The sequence below is a fragment of the Parasynechococcus sp. genome (assembly GCF_042954245.1).
Lineage (GTDB): Bacteria > Cyanobacteriota > Cyanobacteriia > PCC-6307 > Cyanobiaceae > Parasynechococcus.
The window spans coordinates 1-18,807 of record NZ_JBGKDP010000149.1; the positions used below are offsets into that span (position 1 = coordinate 1).

Annotated in this window: 23 protein-coding genes and 1 pseudogene; 15 read left to right on the forward strand and 9 right to left on the reverse strand. The window is 61.3% G+C overall.

Translation table 11 applies throughout. The features are described 5' to 3' along the window. Window positions 1–211 (reverse strand): NTP transferase domain-containing protein (locus ACGVJ8_RS06550; RefSeq protein ID WP_392346542.1); only part of this gene is annotated, 211 nt, incomplete at its 3' end. A 221-nt stretch (window positions 212–432) separates the two neighbouring features. Here ACGVJ8_RS06550 and ACGVJ8_RS06555 point away from each other — a divergent pair. Both ACGVJ8_RS06555 and ACGVJ8_RS06560 read left to right on the forward strand, forming a co-directional pair. Then, entirely contained in the window at window positions 433–1,965 is a 1,533-nt protein-coding gene (locus ACGVJ8_RS06555; RefSeq protein WP_392346544.1) for a NarK family nitrate/nitrite MFS transporter, read from the forward strand. Between the two features lie 82 nt (window positions 1,966–2,047). Then, window positions 2,048–4,279, forward strand: a complete 2,232-nt coding sequence (locus tag ACGVJ8_RS06560) for a nitrate reductase (RefSeq protein ID WP_392346546.1) — start codon at window positions 2,048–2,050, stop codon at window positions 4,277–4,279. On the opposite strand, the gene ACGVJ8_RS06565 is transcribed toward ACGVJ8_RS06560, so the two are convergent. After that, complete coding sequence (locus ACGVJ8_RS06565; protein WP_392346548.1) at window positions 4,260–4,727, reverse strand: nitrate reductase associated protein; 468 nt, start codon at window positions 4,725–4,727, stop codon at window positions 4,260–4,262. The two genes, ACGVJ8_RS06560 and ACGVJ8_RS06565, sit on opposite strands and share 20 nt — an antisense overlap. Before the next feature lie 278 nt (window positions 4,728–5,005). On the opposite strand from ACGVJ8_RS06565, the gene ACGVJ8_RS06570 reads away from it, so the two are divergent. From ACGVJ8_RS06570 to glp, 4 genes are all read left to right on the forward strand, one after another. Further along, window positions 5,006–5,317: a hypothetical protein gene (locus tag ACGVJ8_RS06570; RefSeq protein WP_392346550.1), complete on the forward strand. Its 312-nt coding sequence runs from the start codon at window positions 5,006–5,008 to the stop codon at window positions 5,315–5,317. Window positions 5,318–5,384: 67 nt separating this feature from the next. Next, the gene (locus ACGVJ8_RS06575) at window positions 5,385–6,083 is read left to right on the forward strand and encodes a carbonic anhydrase (protein ID WP_392346584.1); all 699 of its coding nucleotides are present in this window, start codon (window positions 5,385–5,387) and stop codon (window positions 6,081–6,083) included. Next, window positions 6,080–6,556 carry a cyclic pyranopterin monophosphate synthase MoaC gene (gene moaC / locus ACGVJ8_RS06580; protein ID WP_392346552.1) on the forward strand — a complete coding sequence of 159 codons (477 nt, stop codon included), beginning with the start codon at window positions 6,080–6,082 and terminating at the stop codon, window positions 6,554–6,556. Before ACGVJ8_RS06575 ends, moaC begins: the two co-directional genes overlap by 4 nt. Further along, a complete protein-coding gene (gene glp / locus ACGVJ8_RS06585) occupies window positions 6,540–7,790 on the forward strand; it encodes a gephyrin-like molybdotransferase Glp (protein WP_392346554.1) in 1,251 nt (416 codons plus the stop codon). The genes moaC and glp overlap by 17 nt, the downstream gene beginning before the upstream one ends. On the opposite strand, the gene ACGVJ8_RS06590 is transcribed toward glp, so the two are convergent. Then, complete coding sequence (locus tag ACGVJ8_RS06590; protein ID WP_392346556.1) at window positions 7,787–8,584, reverse strand: hypothetical protein; 798 nt, start codon at window positions 8,582–8,584, stop codon at window positions 7,787–7,789. The two genes, glp and ACGVJ8_RS06590, sit on opposite strands and share 4 nt — an antisense overlap. A 62-nt stretch (window positions 8,585–8,646) precedes the next feature. On the opposite strand from ACGVJ8_RS06590, the gene ACGVJ8_RS06595 reads away from it, so the two are divergent. Beyond that, window positions 8,647–9,510 carry an NAD-dependent epimerase/dehydratase family protein gene (locus tag ACGVJ8_RS06595; RefSeq protein WP_392346558.1) on the forward strand — a complete coding sequence of 288 codons (864 nt, stop codon included), beginning with the start codon at window positions 8,647–8,649 and terminating at the stop codon, window positions 9,508–9,510. Here the strand turns inward: ACGVJ8_RS06595 and ACGVJ8_RS06600 are convergent. Both ACGVJ8_RS06600 and ACGVJ8_RS06605 read right to left on the reverse strand, forming a co-directional pair. Continuing rightward, complete coding sequence (locus ACGVJ8_RS06600) at window positions 9,474–9,887, reverse strand: molybdenum cofactor biosynthesis protein MoaE (protein WP_392346560.1); 414 nt, start codon at window positions 9,885–9,887, stop codon at window positions 9,474–9,476. The two genes, ACGVJ8_RS06595 and ACGVJ8_RS06600, sit on opposite strands and share 37 nt — an antisense overlap. An 18-nt stretch (window positions 9,888–9,905) precedes the next feature. Continuing rightward, window positions 9,906–10,142 carry a MoaD/ThiS family protein gene (locus ACGVJ8_RS06605; protein WP_392346562.1) on the reverse strand — a complete coding sequence of 79 codons (237 nt, stop codon included), beginning with the start codon at window positions 10,140–10,142 and terminating at the stop codon, window positions 9,906–9,908. A 45-nt stretch (window positions 10,143–10,187) separates the two neighbouring features. Here ACGVJ8_RS06605 and moaB point away from each other — a divergent pair, with 45 nt between their 5' ends. Beyond that, the gene (moaB, locus tag ACGVJ8_RS06610; RefSeq protein WP_392346564.1) at window positions 10,188–10,685 is read left to right on the forward strand and encodes a molybdenum cofactor biosynthesis protein B; all 498 of its coding nucleotides are present in this window, start codon (window positions 10,188–10,190) and stop codon (window positions 10,683–10,685) included. A gap of 21 nt (window positions 10,686–10,706) precedes the next feature. On the opposite strand, the gene cobA is transcribed toward moaB, so the two are convergent. Next, window positions 10,707–11,495: a uroporphyrinogen-III C-methyltransferase gene (gene cobA, locus ACGVJ8_RS06615; protein WP_392346566.1), complete on the reverse strand. Its 789-nt coding sequence runs from the start codon at window positions 11,493–11,495 to the stop codon at window positions 10,707–10,709. Next, window positions 11,492–12,139 carry a DNA mismatch repair protein MutS gene (locus tag ACGVJ8_RS06620; protein ID WP_392346568.1) on the reverse strand — a complete coding sequence of 216 codons (648 nt, stop codon included), beginning with the start codon at window positions 12,137–12,139 and terminating at the stop codon, window positions 11,492–11,494. Before ACGVJ8_RS06620 ends, cobA begins: the two co-directional genes overlap by 4 nt. A gap of 42 nt (window positions 12,140–12,181) precedes the next feature. On the opposite strand from ACGVJ8_RS06620, the gene ACGVJ8_RS06625 reads away from it, so the two are divergent. The 5 genes and pseudogenes from ACGVJ8_RS06625 to ACGVJ8_RS06645 all read left to right on the forward strand — a co-directional run bounded on the left by ACGVJ8_RS06625 (window position 12,182) and on the right by ACGVJ8_RS06645 (window position 16,059). Then, entirely contained in the window at window positions 12,182–12,403 is a 222-nt protein-coding gene (locus ACGVJ8_RS06625; RefSeq protein ID WP_392346571.1) for a hypothetical protein, read from the forward strand. A gap of 257 nt (window positions 12,404–12,660) precedes the next feature. Continuing rightward, window positions 12,661–14,202, forward strand: a pseudogene (locus tag ACGVJ8_RS06630) (ferredoxin--nitrite reductase). A 70-nt stretch (window positions 14,203–14,272) separates the two neighbouring features. Continuing rightward, window positions 14,273–14,407, forward strand: a complete 135-nt coding sequence (locus ACGVJ8_RS06635) for a ferredoxin--nitrite reductase (RefSeq protein WP_392346572.1) — start codon at window positions 14,273–14,275, stop codon at window positions 14,405–14,407. A 34-nt stretch (window positions 14,408–14,441) separates the two neighbouring features. Beyond that, entirely contained in the window at window positions 14,442–15,329 is an 888-nt protein-coding gene (locus ACGVJ8_RS06640) for a formate/nitrite transporter family protein (RefSeq protein ID WP_392346574.1), read from the forward strand. A 7-nt stretch (window positions 15,330–15,336) separates the two neighbouring features. Further along, complete coding sequence (locus ACGVJ8_RS06645; protein WP_392346586.1) at window positions 15,337–16,059, forward strand: HEAT repeat domain-containing protein; 723 nt, start codon at window positions 15,337–15,339, stop codon at window positions 16,057–16,059. Between the two features lie 53 nt (window positions 16,060–16,112). Here ACGVJ8_RS06645 and cynS read toward each other — a convergent pair whose 3' ends face one another. Continuing rightward, window positions 16,113–16,583 (reverse strand): cyanase, encoded by a 471-nt coding sequence (gene cynS / locus ACGVJ8_RS06650; RefSeq protein WP_392346576.1) that lies wholly within the window; start codon window positions 16,581–16,583, stop codon window positions 16,113–16,115. A 344-nt stretch (window positions 16,584–16,927) separates the two neighbouring features. On the opposite strand from cynS, the gene ACGVJ8_RS06655 reads away from it, so the two are divergent. Next, the gene (locus tag ACGVJ8_RS06655; protein ID WP_392346578.1) at window positions 16,928–17,998 is read left to right on the forward strand and encodes an anthranilate phosphoribosyltransferase family protein; all 1,071 of its coding nucleotides are present in this window, start codon (window positions 16,928–16,930) and stop codon (window positions 17,996–17,998) included. Here ACGVJ8_RS06655 and ACGVJ8_RS06660 read toward each other — a convergent pair. Continuing rightward, window positions 17,959–18,426 carry a GNAT family N-acetyltransferase gene (locus ACGVJ8_RS06660; RefSeq protein WP_392346580.1) on the reverse strand — a complete coding sequence of 156 codons (468 nt, stop codon included), beginning with the start codon at window positions 18,424–18,426 and terminating at the stop codon, window positions 17,959–17,961. The genes ACGVJ8_RS06655 and ACGVJ8_RS06660 overlap by 40 nt on opposite strands. Between ACGVJ8_RS06660 and ACGVJ8_RS06665 the strand changes: the two genes are divergently transcribed. Next, window positions 18,425–18,807: MFS transporter (locus tag ACGVJ8_RS06665; protein ID WP_392346582.1), on the forward strand; the 383-nt coding region annotated here is incomplete at its 3' end. The two genes, ACGVJ8_RS06660 and ACGVJ8_RS06665, sit on opposite strands and share 2 nt — an antisense overlap.

Sequence of the window (18,807 nt, forward strand, 5' to 3'; positions counted from 1 at the left end):
GACTCAACACCTGCACCGGATGACCGAGCGGCAACAGCTGGTCAACCAGAGCCGTGAGCCAGACACCACCGGATGGGTGCGGCAAGAGGGCCTTGTCACGCCCCATGCGACGGCTGCTTCCGCCACTGAGCACACAAACCCGCAAGCCTTGGTTCACATCGCCGACCAACAATCTGCACCAGCGAAGTCCAACAACATGCAAACGTTGCAACCGCTGCCAAATCATTGCGGCAACAAGAACACCTGATCCAATCAACCAGCCCCCGTTGATGTTTGCCTCGGTACAGAAAAACAAAAATCGTAACCAATCTAACCAAACGCGGGCCTGACGAATTGATTAACTGCGCGTGACAAACGGATTCTCTTTTCGACCGTTTTGCCATCCCTGGGCACCTTTCGTTTTGACGCCCGAGGTTCCATTTCTTCTCCTCAATGCTTGGCGACCTTTGGTCGTTCCAGGGCAGGTACCGAACCCTTCACCTGACCTGGATCGCCTTCTTCCTGACCTTCGTGGTCTGGTTCAACCTGGCCCCTCTGGCCACCACCGTGAAAGCGGACCTCGGACTGACCGTTGGTCAGATCCGCACCGTGGCCATCTGCAACGTGGCCCTCACCATTCCAGCGCGCGTGCTGATCGGCATGCTCTTGGACAAATTCGGCCCCCGGATCACCTACTCCTCGATCCTGGTGTTCTCGGCCATTCCCTGCCTGCTGTTTGCCTCCGCTCAGGACTTCAACCAGCTGGTGGTGGCCCGTCTGTTGCTCTCCATCGTTGGCGCCGGCTTCGTGATCGGCATTCGCATGGTGGCCGAGTGGTTCTCGCCCAAGGAAATCGGCCTGGCTGAAGGCATCTACGGCGGCTGGGGCAACTTCGGCTCCGCCTTCTCCGCCCTTACCATGGTTGCCCTCGCTGGCTTCCTCTCCTTCTCCGGCGGCTTCGAACTGCCCACCGGCTCTGTTCTGAACTGGCGCGGTGCCGTCGCTCTGACCGGCATCGGCTCCGCCGTCTACGGCTGTGTCTACTTCTTCAACGTCACCGACACACCCCCTGGCAAGACGTATCAGCGCCCTGCTAAGACCGCAGGGCTGGAAGTCACCTCCATGCGCGACTTCTGGGGTCTGCTGGGCATGAACGTGCCCTTCGCAGCCATCCTCTGCGTGCTCTGCTGGCGCCTCTCCAAGGTGGGCTTCCTCACCGCAAGCACCTATCCACTAGCACTCAGTGCCGTCGCCGTCTGGTTTGCCTTGCAGACCTGGGGAATCATTCGCACCAACCGCGACCTGATCCTTAGTAACAAAGTCTATCCCAAAGAAGACCGCTACGAGTTCCGCCAGGTGGCGATCCTCGAGCTCACCTACATCGTGAACTTCGGCTCCGAACTGGCCGTGGTTTCGATGCTGCCCACCTTCTTTGAAACCACCTTCGATCTGCCGAAGGCCACCGCCGGAATCCTGGCTTCCTGCTTCGCTTTTGTGAACCTGGTCGCCCGCCCTGCTGGTGGTCTGATCTCCGATCGCGTCGGCAGCCGCAAGAACACCATGGGCTTCCTCACCGCCGGTCTCGGCGTGGGCTACCTGGTGATGAGCATGATCAAGCCGGGCACCTTTACCGGCATTGCCGTTGCCGTGGTGATCACCATGCTCGCCTCTTTTTTCGTGCAGTCCGGTGAAGGCGCCACCTTCGCGCTGGTGCCCCTAGTCAAGCGTCGCGTCACCGGTCAGGTGGCCGGCCTGGTGGGTGCCTACGGCAACGTTGGTGCTGTGACCTACCTGACCATCTTCAGCCTCCTGCCGATGTGGATGGGCGGCAGCGACGAACCCACCCCCGAGGTGATCGCGGCTTCCAACAGTGCCTTCTTCCAGATCCTGGGCGTGGCCGGTTTGATCGTGGCCTTCTTCTGCTTCTTCTTCCTGAAGGAGCCCAAGGGGTCCTTCGCAGACCTGCACGAAGGCGAAACCGCCTGATCCATTCCCATCCGCAGCACCCTGTCGCTGCACAACGACCCGGAGCTTCGGCTCCGGGTTTTGTTCTTTTTTTGGTTCTCAAATGGCCAACTCACCCCGCAGCATGCGCAGCCAGTGCCCCTACTGCGGCGTGGGCTGTGGCCTGGAACTTTTGCCTCCTGCCGTGAAGGGTGAGGCCGTGAAGCGGGATGCTGAGGGCAACCCGATGTGGACCGCCCGCGGCGACCGCGAGCACCCTTCCAGCCTTGGCCAGGTCTGCATCAAGGGCGCCACCGTCGGCGAAACCCTGGCCCCAGGCCGCCTGCGCCAACCGCTATTCCGCGAAAGCCTCGAGGACGACTTCGTACCGATCAGCTGGGACGACGCCCTCAACAAAATCACCGATCAGATCCAGGCGAGCATTGCCCGACGCGGCAACACCGATGGCATTGCCATGTACGGCTCCGGTCAGTTCCACACCGAGGATTACTACCTGGCTCAGAAACTGCTGAAAGGCGCCCTGGGCACCAACAATTTCGACGCCAACTCTCGGCTCTGCATGAGCTCAGCGGTGGCGGGCTACACCCGCAGCCTGGGCTCCGATGGTCCCCCCTGCAGTTATGAGGACCTCGACCATTGCACGGTGGCATTTCTGATCGGCACCAACACGGCCGAATGTCATCCGGTGCTTTTCCAACGGCTGCTGAAGCGAAAACGCAAAAACCCCGGCAGCGTCAAGATCGTGGTGGTGGATCCACGCCGCACCGACACCGCCAAGGCCGCCGATATCCACTTGCCGATTGCACCGGGCAGCGACCTGGCCCTGCTGCACGGCATTGCCCACCTGGTCCTGAGAGAAAACGGCCAGGATCCGACCTTCATCGACGACCACACCGAGAATTACGACGCCTTTTTTGACGTCGCCGCCCGCTGGACCCCTCGACGGGTGGCCCTGTTCTGCAACATCCCCGAAAAACGCCTGCGGGAAGTGGCGGCTCTGTTCCACCGGCGCGAGAAGGTGCTCAGCCTTTGGTCGATGGGGGTGAACCAACGCCGTGAAGGAACGGCCGTGGTGCAGGGGTTGATCAATCTGCATCTGCTCACCGGTCAGATCGGCAAGGAAGGAGCGGGCCCGTTTTCTCTCACCGGCCAACCCAACGCCATGGGCGGACGCGAGGCCGGAGGCCTGGCCCACCTGCTGCCGGGCTACCGCCTGGTGGCCAACGCAGAACACCGCGCCGAAGTGGAACAGGCCTGGCAGCTGCCGGCAGGACAAATCAACGTCAAGCCCGGATTGGCGGCCTGGCAACAGATCGAAGCCATGGAACAGGAGGCGCTGGATCTGTGGTGGGTGGCCGCCACCAACCCCCTGGTCAGCCTCCCGGATCTCGACCGGGTGAAGTCAGCCATGAACAAGTGCCCCCTGGTGGTGGTAAGCGAGGCCTACGCCGACTCGGAAACGTCCCACTACGCCCACCTGCTTCTGCCCGCAGCCCAGTGGAGCGAGAAGGCCGGCGCCATGACCAATTCCGAACGGCGCGTCACCTACTGCCCGGCCTATCGACGCCGCTTCGGCGAGAGCCGTCCCGACTGGGAAGTATTTGCCGACGTGGGCCGCCGCCTGGGCTACACCGAGCAGTTCAACTTTGAATCAGCGGCTGAGGTTTACGCCGAATTCACGGCTCTCACCCAAGGCAGGCTTTGCGATGTGAGCGGCCTCAGCCATGAACTGCTGGAAGGCGAAGGACCGCAGCAATGGCCCTATCCCAGCGGCAGCACACCCTCCACAGCAGCCAAACGCCTCTACGAAAACCATCAGTTCGCCACCCCCAACAAACGCGCCCGCTTCAGCACCGATCAACCGCTCGGACTGGCGGAACCTCCCTGCGAGACCTATCCACTGGTACTGACGGTGGGCCGCTACCTGGGCCAGTGGCACACGATGACCCGCACCGGCAAGGTGGAACGGCTGATGAAACAGCATCCCGAGCCGCTGCTGGAGATTCACCCCGGTGACGCTCAAGAGTTGAAACTGCACAACGGCGAACTGGCGGCGATCAGCTCACGCCGCGGCCACCTCACCGCCACGGTGAAAGTCACCGATCGCATCCGGCGTGGATCGGTCTTCCTGCCGATGCACTGGGGATTCACCCAGGAGAAGGCTTGCGAGGCGAACACCCTTATGCATGACGAGGCATGCCCTGTGTCGAAGCAGCCTGAACTCAAAGCCTGCGCGGTGATCGTGGCTCCGGCCATCTCGGTGGTGAAGCCCGTTGAACAACAGAAAGGAAGGTTGGAGGCCCTGCGCCGGCTGCTCACACCAGCACTTCGCTGAAGGCTGCCTCAAGGTTGTGATGGTCGTGCCCAGGCCGAGCCAACTTGCACAACGCAAAGCGATCCAGCTCACTGAGCTGGGTCCATTGCTCCAGGGTCAGCACCACACCCCGCATTTTGGCCGCCTCCTGCACAACAGCAGGCAGCTCCGCCTGCTGTTGCCAGGGGGCACCGCTCACCGGTGGCAGATCCTTGGCCATGCCATCAGCCATGGGGCGCGTGCAATCACGGAGGTGTTGGTGAAGCTGCTCGAGAGCATCGGCCGCATCCGGCCAATCCACCAGGGCTTGACGTTGCTCCTGGGAAAGTTCGAGCCAATGGGTGAGCTTTAACTTCACCCCACACAGATCCAATTTGCGTCGCACACACAGGGGAATGCATCGCCAGTTGCCGATGAAATCCTGTTCGAAGTCAAAGCAATGGCTAGTGGAATTACGACGGCTGGACATCAACCAAAGCCTTGATCGGTGTCAATGATGACAACGGAAGCCCACGAAAATAGAGATATTTACCTCGATATAAATGTTGGTCTGTGCGCTTCGCCATCTACCTCGGAATGTTGCTGGGAATGTCCCATGGATGGGTCACGGCTGAAGCATTCCAACAGCAGCCCATGCAGGGCTTTGATCCCATAGAAACCGTTCATTCCGCTACACAATTCAGTCCATTTGGTAGTCGTTCACATCAATTTTTTCTATACTGAAGCTCTGTCCAAAGAGTTTCTGCCGTGACCAGCAGCATCTCGTCCGCTTCCGGCCGCAGCCCCATCACCCTGGCCGCCGGTTTCCTGGGCTCCTTCATCGTTGGTTCCCTCGCCGTGCAACTAGTGCGCAGCCAGACGGCCTCCGTTCAGGCCGGCGCCGCAGACGTGGAACCGGTGATCGCCGGTCCTGCCGCTCTTTGGGCTCCCTTGGCCGAGCGCGACATCGCCAGTACCAACGCAGGCACAAGGGTCCAACCCACTGCTGTCATCGATCCCGCTGTAGAGCCTGTTGTGGGGTCCGAAGCCACTCTCTGGGCACCCTTCGGCGAGCGCTGATCGCACAACCCAAATAGAATAGCCCAGATCGCAGAGCCCACCAGCCGGCCCGCATAGGGTGCCGGTCATGCTGATTCAGCGCCGTCACTTCCTCCAAACAACGAGCGGTCTGGCTTTGACCGCCCTGATGCAAGCGCGCCCCGTTAAGGCGGCAGAGGAGGGGTTCTGCGTCCCGAATGATCCACTCCAGGCCCTGATGGCGGGGAACCGCCGGTTTGCCGAAGCATGGCGCCGAGCCGAGCAAAACGACGGAACGACGCTCCGAACGGCGGATCCCGACCCGCGCTGCTTCAACTCCCCCAGGGCTTTGGCCACAAGCCAACATCCCTGGGCCACCGTGCTCACCTGCTCTGATTCACGGGTGGCGCCGAGCTGGGTGTTCGACACCACCCCTGGCGAGCTGTTCGTAATCCGCAACGCCGGCAACAGCGCCTTTGACGAAGCGATGGCATCGGTCGAGTATGGCGTCAGCGTTCTCAAGACGCCACTGCTGATGGTGATGGGACACAGTGGCTGCGGAGCCGTGACGGCGGCGATGGACGGCAACCCGCTGACTCCTTCCCTGGATCGACTGATCCAACCCATCCGGGAGAACATCAACGGCAGCAGCGATCTAGAGGAAGCCGTGAAGCGGAACGCCCTCGCCAGCGCCTCCACATTGATACAACGCAGCGCCGTTCTGGCCGACACCAAAGCCAGCGGTGCGCTGAAACTGGTGGTGGGTTGTTTCCAACTCAACACCGGTGTTATCACCTTGATCGAATGACGCAAAACCTGAGTCATCTAAACCAGCAAGGCGAGGTTCACATGGTGGACGTGGGGGACCGTCCGGCCACCAACCGCGAGGCCCATGCCCGTGGGGCCATTCGCATGGACGCCTCAACCCTCAGCCTGATCCAGCGGGGGGAGACACCAAAAGGAGATCTTCTGGCAGTCGCCCGGGTGGCAGCGATCCAGGCAGCCAAACGCGCCTGGGAGCTGATTCCCCTGTGCCATCCCCTGCCACTCAGTGGCATGGATGTGACGATCGACGCCGACGCATCGCTACCTGGCCTGGTCCTCCACTGCCGTTGTCGCACCACAAGCCAGACCGGGGTGGAAATGGAAGCGATGACGGCGGTGTCCGTGGGGCTGCTGACCCTTTACGACATGCTCAAGGCGGTCGATCCAGCCATGACGATCGAGGCGATTCAGCTGGAGTTCAAAGAAGGAGGGCGGAACGGTGTCTGGAAACGCTGAGCCCTACGGACGCGGAGGGCTACGCCTGGAAGAGGCACGTCAACGGGTTCTGGCGGCGCTCCAGCCGATCACCGCCCGAAGCACGGTTCCCCTACAACAGGCCCTCGGCCGGGTAAGCGCAACGGCTGTGCTGGCCAGCGCGGCCGTTCCGGGGTTTCGGGCCTCGATCATGGACGGCTACGCCCTGGGGCAAAGCCACCAGCCCAAGCGCGGGGAAACCTGGCAACTGAAGGGACGCTCCGCCGCCGGCCAACCCTTCAACGGGACCCTGGACAATGGCGATGCGATTCGAATCCTCACCGGTGCTCCACTGCCGGACGGTGCCGGCTGGGTGCTTCCCCAAGAGCTGATAACCGTTGACGGCACCACCCTGCAGCTGACGAAAGAGGCGTCGGATCGTCCCTGGATTCGCCCGGAGGATGAGGAATGCCGACCGGGAGACCTGCTGCTGGCCGCTGGACAGCGCCTAGGCACCGCCGATCTCGCGCGCCTCGCTGGCTGCGGCATCGCCGACCTAACCGTTGCTCAGCAACCCCGCATCGGGCTGCTGATCAGCGGGGACGAGCTGGTGCCACCAGGAACAGCGCGGCAACCCGGTGCCATCTGGGAGAGCAACGGCACGCTTCTGGAGACGATGCTCCGGGCCCTCGGGCAATCGGTGACCCAGCAACGGGTAGTAGCCGATCAACCCGACGCTCTGCGGCAGGCTCTGCTGGATCTGGCGAATGACTGCGACATTGTGGTAAGCACCGGCGGCGTCTCCGCCGGCGACACCGATTGGATCCGACCGCTGGTGGCGAAGCTAGGTGCCGTGGACTTCTGGAAACTGTTCTTACGCCCGGGGCGCCCCTTCGCCTTCGGCAGCATTGGTGAAGGCGTGCCTTTTTTCGGACTGCCGGGCAATCCCGTGGCGGCGGCGGTCACCGGCCTGGAACTGCTCTGGCCCGCCCTGCAGGTCCTGGAGGGCCAGAGCGAACCGGAGCTGTTCCCCCGGGTGATGGTGGAACTCGCCGACCCGTTGTCCCGCCGACCGGGACGGCCGGAATTGGCCCGAGCCCGCCTCGACACCAACGCCGCAGGAACGCTGCTGGCACGGGTGGATGGCTCGCAGGCCTCGTCCCGGATCGGTTCCCTGCAACACGCCGATCTGCTGTTGGAACTGCCAGCGGAAGCCAGCCAGCTCGAAAGAGGAACCCGTCTCTGGGCCCAGGTGATTCGTCAGCGGATTTTCTAAGCCACATCAGGCTGAAAGCGTCGGCGCTCCCAGGCCATGAGCTGGCCCGATGGATAGAAATGGATGCTGATCTGCTGAAACAGCGCAACACCGAGACGGCCACCGATCTCGAGGCTGAAGGGCTCATTGGGGAGCTCACTGGGGACCGAGAACACCAAGCCGTCGGGCATCACGGCTGAGCAGTCGTTGTGCAACAGCTGGCTTGGATCGAACACCAGCGGAGCGGCATCCTCAGCCTGGCCGTTCACCCCCGCTTGCGGCCTGAGCATCTGCCGCTCACCGCTCGATCCCTGCACCGGCGCCAGCAGGGCCTCGGGTGTCCCGCATGCGGGACGGTCGGGTTCGGGATCGGAACTGTTCAAGCAACGGAAACCCACCGCCCCAACGCGCTGCAAACGCCAACGGCCGTCAAGCGGTTCCCAGAGCAGCACCAGCATCGAGCGGGAACGACCGCAGAACAGGTTGATCTCATGGCCGAAGCGGGGACGATTGGGATCAAGCTCCAGGCTGGACTGACCTCCTGCCCCAGGAAACTGCCAGCAGCCTCCACCAGCGTTGTACGTCGCTCGACTGATGGGATAGGTGGCCTGGCCACCGGGGGCAAAGGCCAGACCCGAGCCATCCCACACCCCATGGTCGTCATCGGCAAAGGAAATCACGTAGGTGGTGGGGTCGATCCGACGGGTCGGACGCTGGAGATCCAGCCGACCGCTGGCGTCCCGCTCAAACCAATGGCCACAGCCCTGCCAATGGCCCGCGAAATTGCAGCGGTTGAGGGTCCATTGATCGGTCATGTCAGTAACGGCATGGTGGAACGGTCGATCTCCTTAGGATCGCCCCAATAGACATCCCCGCCATGCCCCTGACGATCGTTGGCTGCGGCTATGTGGGGCTCACCCTGGCGGAGCGACTGCAACCGAAACGGCCCCAGCTGAGGCTGACGCTGACCACCACCACCAGCGAACGGCTGGAGCAACTCAGCCCCCTGGCTGATCAGGTGGAGGTGTGCGATGCCACCAACCCCATGCAATTGCTGAACGCCCTGCGACAAAGCAGCAGCGCCGTGTTCTGCCTCGGGCCCAAGGGAGATCGCCAGGTAGATGCCAACGGCTACCGCCACACCTTCGTCGACAGCTTCCGCTGCCTGACGTCGCTGTTGCCACAACTGCCGGAACTGCGGCAAATCGTCTACACGGGCAGTTGCTCGGTGTACGGCGATGCCGAGGGGGACTGGGTGGATGAGCAAACGCCACCCGAGCCAAGCCGGGGCTATGGTGACATTCTGCTGGAAAGCGAACAACTGCTCAGCGGCATCGGCGACCGGCGGGTGTGCATCCTGCGCCTTGGGGCGCTGTATGGCCCTGGCCGCGATCTCGATCGACGCCTGCGCGGGCTCGCCGGGCTGGAACGCCCTGGCAGCGGAGCTACCTATAGCAACTGGCTGCATGTGGCGGATGCAGCCGGTGCCCTGGAAGCAGCTCTCGACGCTGAATGGGCCGGCCTGGTGAATGTTGTCAACGACGCGCCGATTCGGCTGCGGGATCTGGTGGGACGCAGCCTGCAGCGCCAGGGTCTGGCCCCCATGCGCTGGCTTGGGCAGGACGAACCGGGTTCAGGGGGCCGACGGATTCGCAACACCCGGCTCAAACAGTTGGGCTACCAACTGGAGTACCCGAGTCTCGATCAGAGCGGCGTATTCGCCGCCAGCCAGGTGCCCTGACCAGCGCACCACTCTCGCTTCCAAAACGGGGCCTGGTGCTTGAGTTGCTCCAACAGCGCGGCCGAGCAGCGCTGCGCCGCCCCACGACGATCGGCCTGCACCGCCACAAGCACGATCGGCTCACCGGGAGCGAGCCGGCCCACCCGATGCAACACCAAAATCGGCCCCGCCTGGTGCTCCTGCTGCAGACGCTGTGCCGTGGCCGTGATCTGACGTTCGCAAAGGCCTGGGAAGTGCTGCAGCTCAAGCGCCTCCAGAGGCCTGCCATCCATCGTGGTGGGACGCACCCGACCAATGAAAATCGCCGCGGCCGCGGCATCCCCGCTCCAAAGTGCAAGCTGCTGCCAAGGATCAAAGGGATTCGGGCACACCTGCACACAGCAACCGATCACGCTTCAACCCCCCGTGAACGGTGGAAGAAAGGCCAGCTCATCACCGGCCTGCAACGGCTGATTCACACCGACCAACTCCTGGTTGACCGCAATGCTGATGCCCTTGAGCGAGCCAAGATCCAACTGGTTCCAGACCTCACGGGCCGTCGAGACACCTGGCGTGAAGGGAAGGGAACGCTCGGCCCAACCGGCGCGTTCTCGCAGGGAAGCGAACAGCAGCACCTTCAGCACCACGTCCATGGCAGCTGAAGCGGTTCTAGCGTCCGAAGGCTCCGCCGCTGTGCCATGGGCCTGTCCATCGCCCTACTCACCATCTCCGACACACGCACCTTGGCGCACGACCGCAGCGGAGATCAGCTGCAGCGCAGCCTTGAAGCCGCCGGCCATCAGCTTTACGAGCGACAACTCTGTGCAGATGATCGCTATCAAATCCGCCGTGAGCTGAGCCGCTGGATCGCCGATCCTGCGGTTGATGTGGTGATCACCAGCGGCGGCACCGGTCTCACCGGCCGCGATGGCACCCCCGAAGCGGTGGCACCGCTGCTGGACAAAACAATCGAAGGATTCGGGGAACTGTTCCGTGTGCTCTCCTTCGAGAGCATCGGCACCAGCACCCTTCAAAGCCGATGCCTTGCCGGCGTGGCCAACGGCACCTTTGTTTTTGTGCTGCCGGGATCCCTGGATGCGGTGACCACGGCCTGGGACAGGCTCATCCGGGCTCAGCTCGATGCCGACACCCGACCGTGCAACCTGGCCCAACTCCGGCCTCACTTGAAGGAATAAAGCGGAATAGAGCGAAGCTGTTCAGAACGGAATCGGCATCGTGACCGCTGCCGGTGTGGGCATACAGGCTTCAACCTGCTGATCAATTACCTCACCTACCACAACAACCGAAGGTGACTTGAACGCTTCAGCGCGGCATTGATCAGCAACGTCCGCCAAGGTGGCTTTGAGGCAGCGTTGCCCCGCCACCGTGCCCTGCTGGATCACCGCCACGGGGGTTGTCGCGGCCAAACCACCCGCCATCAGCTCCTCCGCGATCCGGGGCAGGTTGTGCAGCCCCATGTAGATCACCAACCCGTCACTGGCCGCGGCCAAGGCACACCAATCAACGGAAGGACGGCGCTTGTCGATTTCCTCGTGACCGGTGACGAAGGTCACCGATGAGCCCGCCCGCCGATGAGTGACGGGAATTCCCGCGTAGGCAGGGGCGGCAATGCCAGCGGTGACACCAGGCACCACCTGAACAGGGATGTTCCGCTCCGCCAGGTAAGCCGCTTCTTCCCCTCCACGACCAAAAAGGAAGGGATCACCCCCCTTCAAGCGCACCACCGTGCTGTGCTTCTGAGCCATTTCAACGAGCACGGCATTGGTGCTTGGTTGTGGCACCGAATGATGTCCACGACGCTTGCCGACAAAACGGCGTTCGCAGACTGAAGGCACAAGATCCAGCACTTCCTCGGACACCAGCGAGTCGTACACCAGGGCATCGCACTGGCTCAGCAACCGATGCGCCTTCAGCGTGAGCAACTCGGGATCGCCGGGACCGGCTCCCACCAGATAAACGGTTCCAGTTTGTTCAGCGGTGGTCACGGCAGAGAAACAAGCAGATCGATCAGGGCCTGGCGGGTGGGGGGATGCTCCAGCAGAGGAGGCAATCCTCCAGCTTCGCTCAACGCCTCCGTCATGCGGTTCGGGGCGAGGGTTAATGGAAGTGGGCGGGCCCTGGGGTGACACTGCTGGAACTCAGGCCAGGCATCAAAGGCAACCAACGGCAAGGCCAGGCGAGACGCCAGCATCGCGAGGAAGCGATCCGCCACCCCCGGGCGCAGGGGGTGGTGCACCAGCACGGCATCAGGGCGATCAGACGCCGGAAGTGCTGAGAGCACAGCGTTCCACCAGTTGACCCAAGAGCCCAGAAAGGGCAGCAAACGCACACTGGCTCCGGCTCCACGAAGCCTGTTGCGAATCGCCGGCACGTCCGTTCGGGCATGCGCCCCAGGCAATAGCAGCAACGGAACAACCCAAGAGGATTGGGGAAGCGCAAACACGGGTTGTTCAGCCGTCAGCACCTCCAACTGCACGGGCACCGAGCGCCGCTGAGCCAGGAGATCCGGCAGGGAGGCCAAACAGTCAGGAACAACACCGCCAGTGCGGCCATGCACCACCAGATGCAACCCGTGTCGCCCCCCATCGGAAGCGTCATTCCGTAGCAATGGCCACGGATCGATGACCATGCCGGCTGATGTCATCGGGTTGTTGTGAACGTTGGATGAGTCATGGCAACCCGCCTTCGTTTTGATCGTGCCCCATTGGACAGCCGCTCCTACCGGGAGCCGCTGGAGGGAGGCATTGAGCGTTACGACCGGTACGACCGAAGCTTCGACCGCCCCGCCGGACCCTCCGAGCTCGACCAAGACTTCGCTGCAATGAAGCGGGTTTGGCAGATGCTTCGGGCCGGAGCGGTGCGCATGGTTGGCGAAATTGGACGTCAATACTGAGGCAAAAGCAGGCTGCCTTTTACGGCCTCGCGGGAACCACCAGATGTAACCGGCATTACAAGTCAGGCAGAACAAAGCCCTGGCATTGGTCAACACCAAAAGTGTTTTCCTTGTTACCGACCGGGATTGCCGTCGCAGTGTTTATTCAGTCAACCCAACGCTCCCCTTCGTTTTGAAGCGTTGCCGGTTTTCGGGCCATCTCGATTGATTAGCGCCTCGTCTTTGAGCAATCAATCCGCCCACTCGTTAATCGACTTATGACCATTAGCTCTCCCTCCAGGCCTTACCTGGAGGGCAAGAAGCTCAACAAGATCGAGCAGAACAAGGCGGTCAAAGATGGCCTGTTGGTCGGCAGCGAAATCGAGAAGTTCGCCGAGCTCGGCTGGGAGCAGGTGGATGAAACCGACCTTCAGTTGCGTTTGAAGTGGTACGGCATGTTCTGGCGTCCAAAAACGCCAGGCAAATTCATGCTCCGGCTGCGGGTGCCCAATGGCGTGCTGACTGCCGATCAGTTGCAGGTGGTTGGCTCCATCGTCGAACGCTAGGGCGAAAACGGCAGCTGCGACATCACCACCCGTCAGAACCTGCAACTGCGCGGTATTCTGCTGGGCGACCTGCCTGAAATCCTCAAGCGGCTGGAGGAAGCCGGCCTGAGCACGATCCAATCCGGCTTCGACAACCCCCGCAACGTCACCGGAAACCCCATCGCCGGCATCGATCCCAACGAGATCGTCGACACGCGGCCTTACACCACCGAGCTGCAAAACTTCCTCACCAACAACTGCCAGGGCAACCCGGAGTATTCCAATCTGCCCCGCAAGTGGAATACCGCCGTTGCCGGCGCGAAGGACAACTTTTTGCTCCATAACGACATTGTTTTCCATCCCGTAGAACGGGATGGGGTGATGGGATTTGGCGTCTGGATCGGCGGTGTTCTGTCATCACAAATGAACGCCTATGCCGTTCCCCTAAACGCCTGGGTAAAGCCAGACGAAATCTGCAAGATGACCGACGCCGTGATCCGGCTCTGGCGCGACAACGGTGAGCGCGACAAGCGCCCCAAAGGCCGCTTCCGCCTCTACCTGGATCAGGTGGGCCATGACGTGTTCCGCAGCCAAGTGGAAGGACTCTTCGGTCCGTTGACTCCCGATCCCGGGTCCGTGTTCAACACCACGCCCCGCTCCCACTACGGCTTCCATCCCCAGAAACAAGAGGGGCTGTCCTACGCCAGACTGCATGTTCCGGTTGGTCGCCTGACCGCCCAGGATCTGCAGGATCTCGCAACCGCCAGCCTCAACTACGGCAGTGGCGAGGTGCGTCTCACGGAAGATCAGAACGTCATCCTCGTTGGACTTCCCAACGACAAGCTCGAGGCCCTGAAAGCTGACGCCCTGGTGCAACGCTTCTCGCTGGAGCCCGGTCACATCTCAGCTGGAACGGTGTCCTGCACCGGCAACACCTACTGCGGCTTTGCCCTCACCAACACCAAAGACCAAGCCCTCGAAGCAGCCAAGGAACTGGACCAGGAGCTCAATCTTCCTGAAGAGCTCAAGATCCACTGGACCGGCTGCCCCAACACCTGCGGCCAGGCCTACATGGGTGCCATTGGCCTCACCGGCACCAAGGCCAAGAACAGTGAAGGCGAGATGGGCGAGGGGTACACGATGACCATCGGTGGTTCCCAAGGTGCCAACCCGAGCATCGGCGAAATCCACCGCAAGGCCATCCCCGCCGATGAGATCAAGGCCGCTCTCAAAGAGGTGTTGATCGACAAGTTCGGGGCCACCCCAAAGGCCTGATTGCTGCGGTCGCCGTGAAGCTTCCTTTTGAAGTCACGGCTGCCCGCATCGACCACTCCCCCTCACCGTCATGGCCAACCGCAACGACGTGTTCTCTCGTTTCGTCAACTGGGTCAACGCCAGTGGTCGCGACGGAGCCGCCATCAACCTTCGGGGTAGCAGCCCTGATCTGTTCTCCCGACTGATGAACCGCATCAGCGGCTGACATCACAACTTCGTCCAACTCTCAATCTCATCTGATGGACTACGTCCTACCCAATGAGCTTGTCGACGGCATGATTGCCGCCGGCAACAAAAAATCAACGGTCAGCGTCAAGAACCTGCTGATCCGTGGCTTTTACTCCGGAGCCATCCTGGGCCTGGCAGTGATCCTGGCCCTCACCGTGGGCATCACCGTGAAAGCCCCGTTCGTGGGTTCGCTGCTCTTCCCCTTCGGCTTCGCCAGCATCGTGCTGTTCGGCATGGAGCTGGTTACCGGCAACTTCGCCCTGCTGCCGATGGCCACCTGGGCTGGCAAAAGCACCTGGGGTGCCACCTTCCGCAACTGGGTCTGGGTCTGGATCGGTAACTGGATCGGCACCGCTGTTGTGGCTGTGATCATGGCCATCAGCCTCACCAGCGGCACCATGGACGGCGCTGCTGACAACGTCGGCCCACCGATTTGGGATGCCGTGGCTCAGAAGATCATGGCCCTCAATCAAATCAACGTTGAGAAGAAGTACGAGGCCCTGAGAAGCATGGGCTTCTTCCTCGCCTTCCTGCGCGGACTGGTAGCCAACTGGTTGGTTTGCCTGGGCGTGACCATGGCTCTGGTGAGCAAGAGCGTTCCCGGCAAGATCCTGGCCTGCTGGCTTCCGATCACCGCCTTCCAGTCGATGGGCATGGAGCACATCGTGGTGAACCAGTTCCTGCACACCGCTGGTCCGATCCTCGGTTCAGGCGTCCCCTTCACCAAGGTGATTTTCTGGAACTTCCTGCCTGTCACCCTCGGCAACATCGTGGGCGGCATGGTGTTCATCGGCATGCTCTTCTACAGCACCCATCGCACTCCGATGGACAACGTGCTGCCCACCGAGCACGATGAAAAGCTGGAGCGTGAACTCGCTGCTGAACTGGGTGCCCGCTGATCCATCCATGAACGATGAAGCCGTTCTCTGGGAACGTCTCGCCCGATCACGACGCGCTCCTTTGGAGCCCGCTTGGCTGGGGGAGGTTTACTCCCCCAGCCTTTCTGTTGATCTGCGCCGAGCCCTCTGCGAAAAACTGGGGATGCAGGCCGAGCGCGGCTGGCCCGTGATCCAAGAACTCCTCGGCAGCCATGGGGTTCTCCCCGACTTGGTGATGGCGGCAGGGCTATGCCACCAGGGCGAGGCCCGCGATTGGTTGTTGGCTCAACTCGAGCAAACCTCAGACGATGAGGACGCCAACCTGATGGTGGTTCAGGCTCTCGCCTGTTGGGGCGCCGAAGTTCCCGAATCTGTGGTGGTGAATTGCCTGCATCACCCGGGCCAACTGCACCGACTTGCCGGCCTGCAACTGCTCAGCTTCCGGTCCCACTGCCTCGACGACGGCGAACTGCTGCAGTTCTGCCAAGAGGTTTTGAATGATTTTCGCGATCCAGTGGTTGTGGCCGCCATTCGGGTTCTGCAACGCCGCGACGGCGTGGTGATCAGCGAAAAGATGGCAGAGCTTTGTCGAAACGGTTTCCTTCCTGTTGCCGAGGCCGCCTTCCGTGCACTCGGTTGCATCGCCACACCTGCCAGTCAGCGCTGTCTGTTGGAGTTGAGCCAAGACCTGAATGACGACAGTCGACGCAAGATGGCCAGCACCCAACTAAGCCAACAATTCCGCCAATAAAAAAGCCCCGCTGTTGCAGGGCCTTGATGTCTTCAATCAAGACAATTGGCTGTTCACCACTTTTTGTAAGGCAGGAACTTTCCACACATGGTGATTTTGACGCGATCACCTTTGAGATCCTCCATTTTGTCGACATCAAGCGTGAAGTCGATCGCACTCATAATGCCGTCACCAAAGTGTTCCTGAATAACATCTTTCAGAGGCATTCCGTAAACCTGCATGATCTCGTAAAAGTGATAGATCAAGGGATCAGTGGGAATCACCAGATTGAAGCTTCCCTTGGTGGGAAACTCCTGTAAAGCGGCGGTGATGGCCAAGATCAGGGGAGAGCAGTTCAGCCAGCTTTTCACCTCTTCCTTGGAGGCTGTGGGCTGTCCATAGAACAAGGAGGCAATCCAGACCTCATCAAGGCCCATGGCCGACTCCAAATCAGCAAAGCTTATGCCCTTGGCTTTCTTAGCAGCCATCAAGGTGGCGGTGAACGTCTCAGCAGCAAAGAAACTGTTGAGCAAACGCTGACTCAATAATGAAGCATTAACTACAAAACACCAGCCTATTTTGAAGTAACAAGCATAGCCAACAGGCCCAGATGAGGATGAAATTAGTTTTAAAGAAGAAATTTAAAATGAGCCAATTTTTCCAGTCCATAGCAACCCTGCTTCAGGCGCAATTCCTTCCTCCGATAACAGCGCCCCAACTGATCCTGGAACGGCTCTATTACGCCGAAGGACGCCACCACCCGCAGCATCCACGTCATGGCAGCTTCGAAGGGCTATCCCGGCTAAGTAGGCCCTGAGATTTCGTAGCAATTGCTACCCCTGCTGGGTCAGTCGCTCCTGAAGACTGATCACAGCTTTAGGCCGGAACTTTGACGAGCGCAGTTCTCTCCGGCCGCGACCGCTTCAAGCAGCACCTGCGCAAGGTGGGGAGCGGGGAACACACCAGCAAAGGCATGAGTCGCGAGGAAGCGGCTGATGCCATGGAGCTGATGCTGCAGGGCGAAGCGACGCCCGCCCAGATCGGCGCCTTCCTGATTGCCCATCGCATCCGAAGGCCCGAACCGCAGGAACTCACGGGGATGCTCGATACCTACCGAGCACATGGTCCGGTGCTGCAATCCACCGCCGGCAGTCGAGCACCGTTGTGTTTCGGCATGCCCTACGACGGGCGCACGCGCACGGCTCCGATCTACCCGCTGACTGCGCTGGTGCTGTTGGCCTGTGGGCAGCCGGTGGTTCTGCAGGGCGGTGACCGGATGCCGATCAAATACGGCGTCACCGCTGTTGATCTGTTCCGCCTTCTCGATCTCGACCTCACAGGTCTGCCGATCAGCACCGTTGCAGACGGGTTCCAGGAGAACGGCTTCGCCCTGATTCACCAACCGGATCACTTCCCCATCGCGGACACCTTGATCGACTACCGCGAAGAACTAGGTAAGCGTCCCCCTGTTGCCAGCCTAGAACTGCTTTGGACACCCCATCAAGGCGATCACCTTCTCGTGAGTGGCTTTGTCCACCCACCCACCGAGGCCCGGGCCTGGGAAGCCCTGAAACAAGCCGGCGAAACCGATGTCCTCACCGTGAAGGGGTTAGAAGGAGGAACCGACCTACCCATCGGCCGAGCCTGCATCACAGCCAGGGTGCGGAACGGCGAAGCGGAACGATTGATCCTGCACCCCCGTGACCATGGCTGTCACGACGCCGACGTGGAATGGGCTGACGACAACACTTGGGCCGACCAGGCGCGAAACGCCTTGCAGAACAAAGGTCCTCTCTGCGACGCCATGCGCTGGAACGCCGGCGCCTATCTGTGGTTCTCCGGCTGCAGTGAATCCCTGGAACAGGGCATTCAACAGGCAGCGTCCGTTCTAGAAACGGGCAAGGCCCAAGCCATGCTCGATCAACTCTGCACTTGGCGGAGCAACTTGACCATCCGATAGCGCTCGAACGGAACGCCTCCAATCAGGATCGTTTCCGGCGCTTCCACAAACCAGCCACGTCGCTCCAGCAACGGTCGGCTGAACTGGCTGGCCTCCGTTCGCAATAGTTGAACGCCGGACGCCAGCGCATCCACCTCAATCCGGTTCAGAAGGGCACTGCCATGCCCCCGCCTCGACGCAGAACCACGGCAGTAGAGCAGCGACAGACGATCTTCGGGATGGCGGATCGCAAACGCTGAACCATCAGTGATGAGCCATCCCGAGCCCTCCCGAAAACTCGCGTCGAGCACGCCGGACAACCAAGCCAAGGCCGCCCAGGCCCTGACTTGTTCATCTGAATAAAAGAGGGGAGCCTGCGATTCGATCGCATCGGCATAGATCTCCCGCAAGAGCGGTTGATCCTCCGGAGCGATCGGACGCAAAGCCATGGCAGCCGCCTGTGGGAATTTAAGTCTCTCCTGCGTGGCAGCAAGCTTGCAGCGTCCTCGGATTCCCACACTGCTCAGCGCGTTTCTCACGCTGCTCAACGACCGGCTAAGCGAAAGCATTGTATTTCCGCTGTTGCCCTTTCTCCTGGCCCAGTTCGCCCCAGACGGACGAACCCTGGGTCTGCTCGCAGGGAGCTATGCCCTCGCTCAGTTCCTGGTCACCCCATTGATCGGGGCGCTCAGTGATCGTTACGGGCGCCGACCCGTGATCAGCATCTGCGTCGCAGGCTCCGTGGTGGGACTCGGCCTGTTTGCAGTGACGGTTTCACTGCCTTGGCCCAGCCAAAGCCTGCTGCCCCTGCTGCTGCTGTTCACAGCACG

Coding starts and splice junctions, on each gene's coding strand:
- ACGVJ8_RS06555 (WP_392346544.1), top strand. CDS start 433: ATGCTTGGCGACCTTTGGTCGTTCCAGGGCAGGTACCGAACCCTTCAC.
- ACGVJ8_RS06560 (WP_392346546.1), top strand. CDS start 2,048: ATGGCCAACTCACCCCGCAGCATGCGCAGCCAGTGCCCCTACTGCGGC.
- ACGVJ8_RS06565 (WP_392346548.1), bottom strand. CDS start 4,727: ATGTCCAGCCGTCGTAATTCCACTAGCCATTGCTTTGACTTCGAACAG.
- ACGVJ8_RS06575 (WP_392346584.1), top strand. CDS start 5,385: ATGCTGATTCAGCGCCGTCACTTCCTCCAAACAACGAGCGGTCTGGCT.
- moaC (WP_392346552.1), top strand. CDS start 6,080: ATGACGCAAAACCTGAGTCATCTAAACCAGCAAGGCGAGGTTCACATG.
- ACGVJ8_RS06590 (WP_392346556.1), bottom strand. CDS start 8,584: ATGACCGATCAATGGACCCTCAACCGCTGCAATTTCGCGGGCCATTGG.
- ACGVJ8_RS06595 (WP_392346558.1), top strand. CDS start 8,647: ATGCCCCTGACGATCGTTGGCTGCGGCTATGTGGGGCTCACCCTGGCG.
- ACGVJ8_RS06605 (WP_392346562.1), bottom strand. CDS start 10,142: ATGGACGTGGTGCTGAAGGTGCTGCTGTTCGCTTCCCTGCGAGAACGC.
- moaB (WP_392346564.1), top strand. CDS start 10,188: ATGGGCCTGTCCATCGCCCTACTCACCATCTCCGACACACGCACCTTG.
- ACGVJ8_RS06620 (WP_392346568.1), bottom strand. CDS start 12,139: ATGGTCATCGATCCGTGGCCATTGCTACGGAATGACGCTTCCGATGGG.
- ACGVJ8_RS06625 (WP_392346571.1), top strand. CDS start 12,182: ATGGCAACCCGCCTTCGTTTTGATCGTGCCCCATTGGACAGCCGCTCC.
- ACGVJ8_RS06635 (WP_392346572.1), top strand. CDS start 14,273: ATGGCCAACCGCAACGACGTGTTCTCTCGTTTCGTCAACTGGGTCAAC.
- ACGVJ8_RS06640 (WP_392346574.1), top strand. CDS start 14,442: ATGGACTACGTCCTACCCAATGAGCTTGTCGACGGCATGATTGCCGCC.
- ACGVJ8_RS06645 (WP_392346586.1), top strand. CDS start 15,337: ATGAACGATGAAGCCGTTCTCTGGGAACGTCTCGCCCGATCACGACGC.
- ACGVJ8_RS06660 (WP_392346580.1), bottom strand. CDS start 18,426: ATGGCTTTGCGTCCGATCGCTCCGGAGGATCAACCGCTCTTGCGGGAG.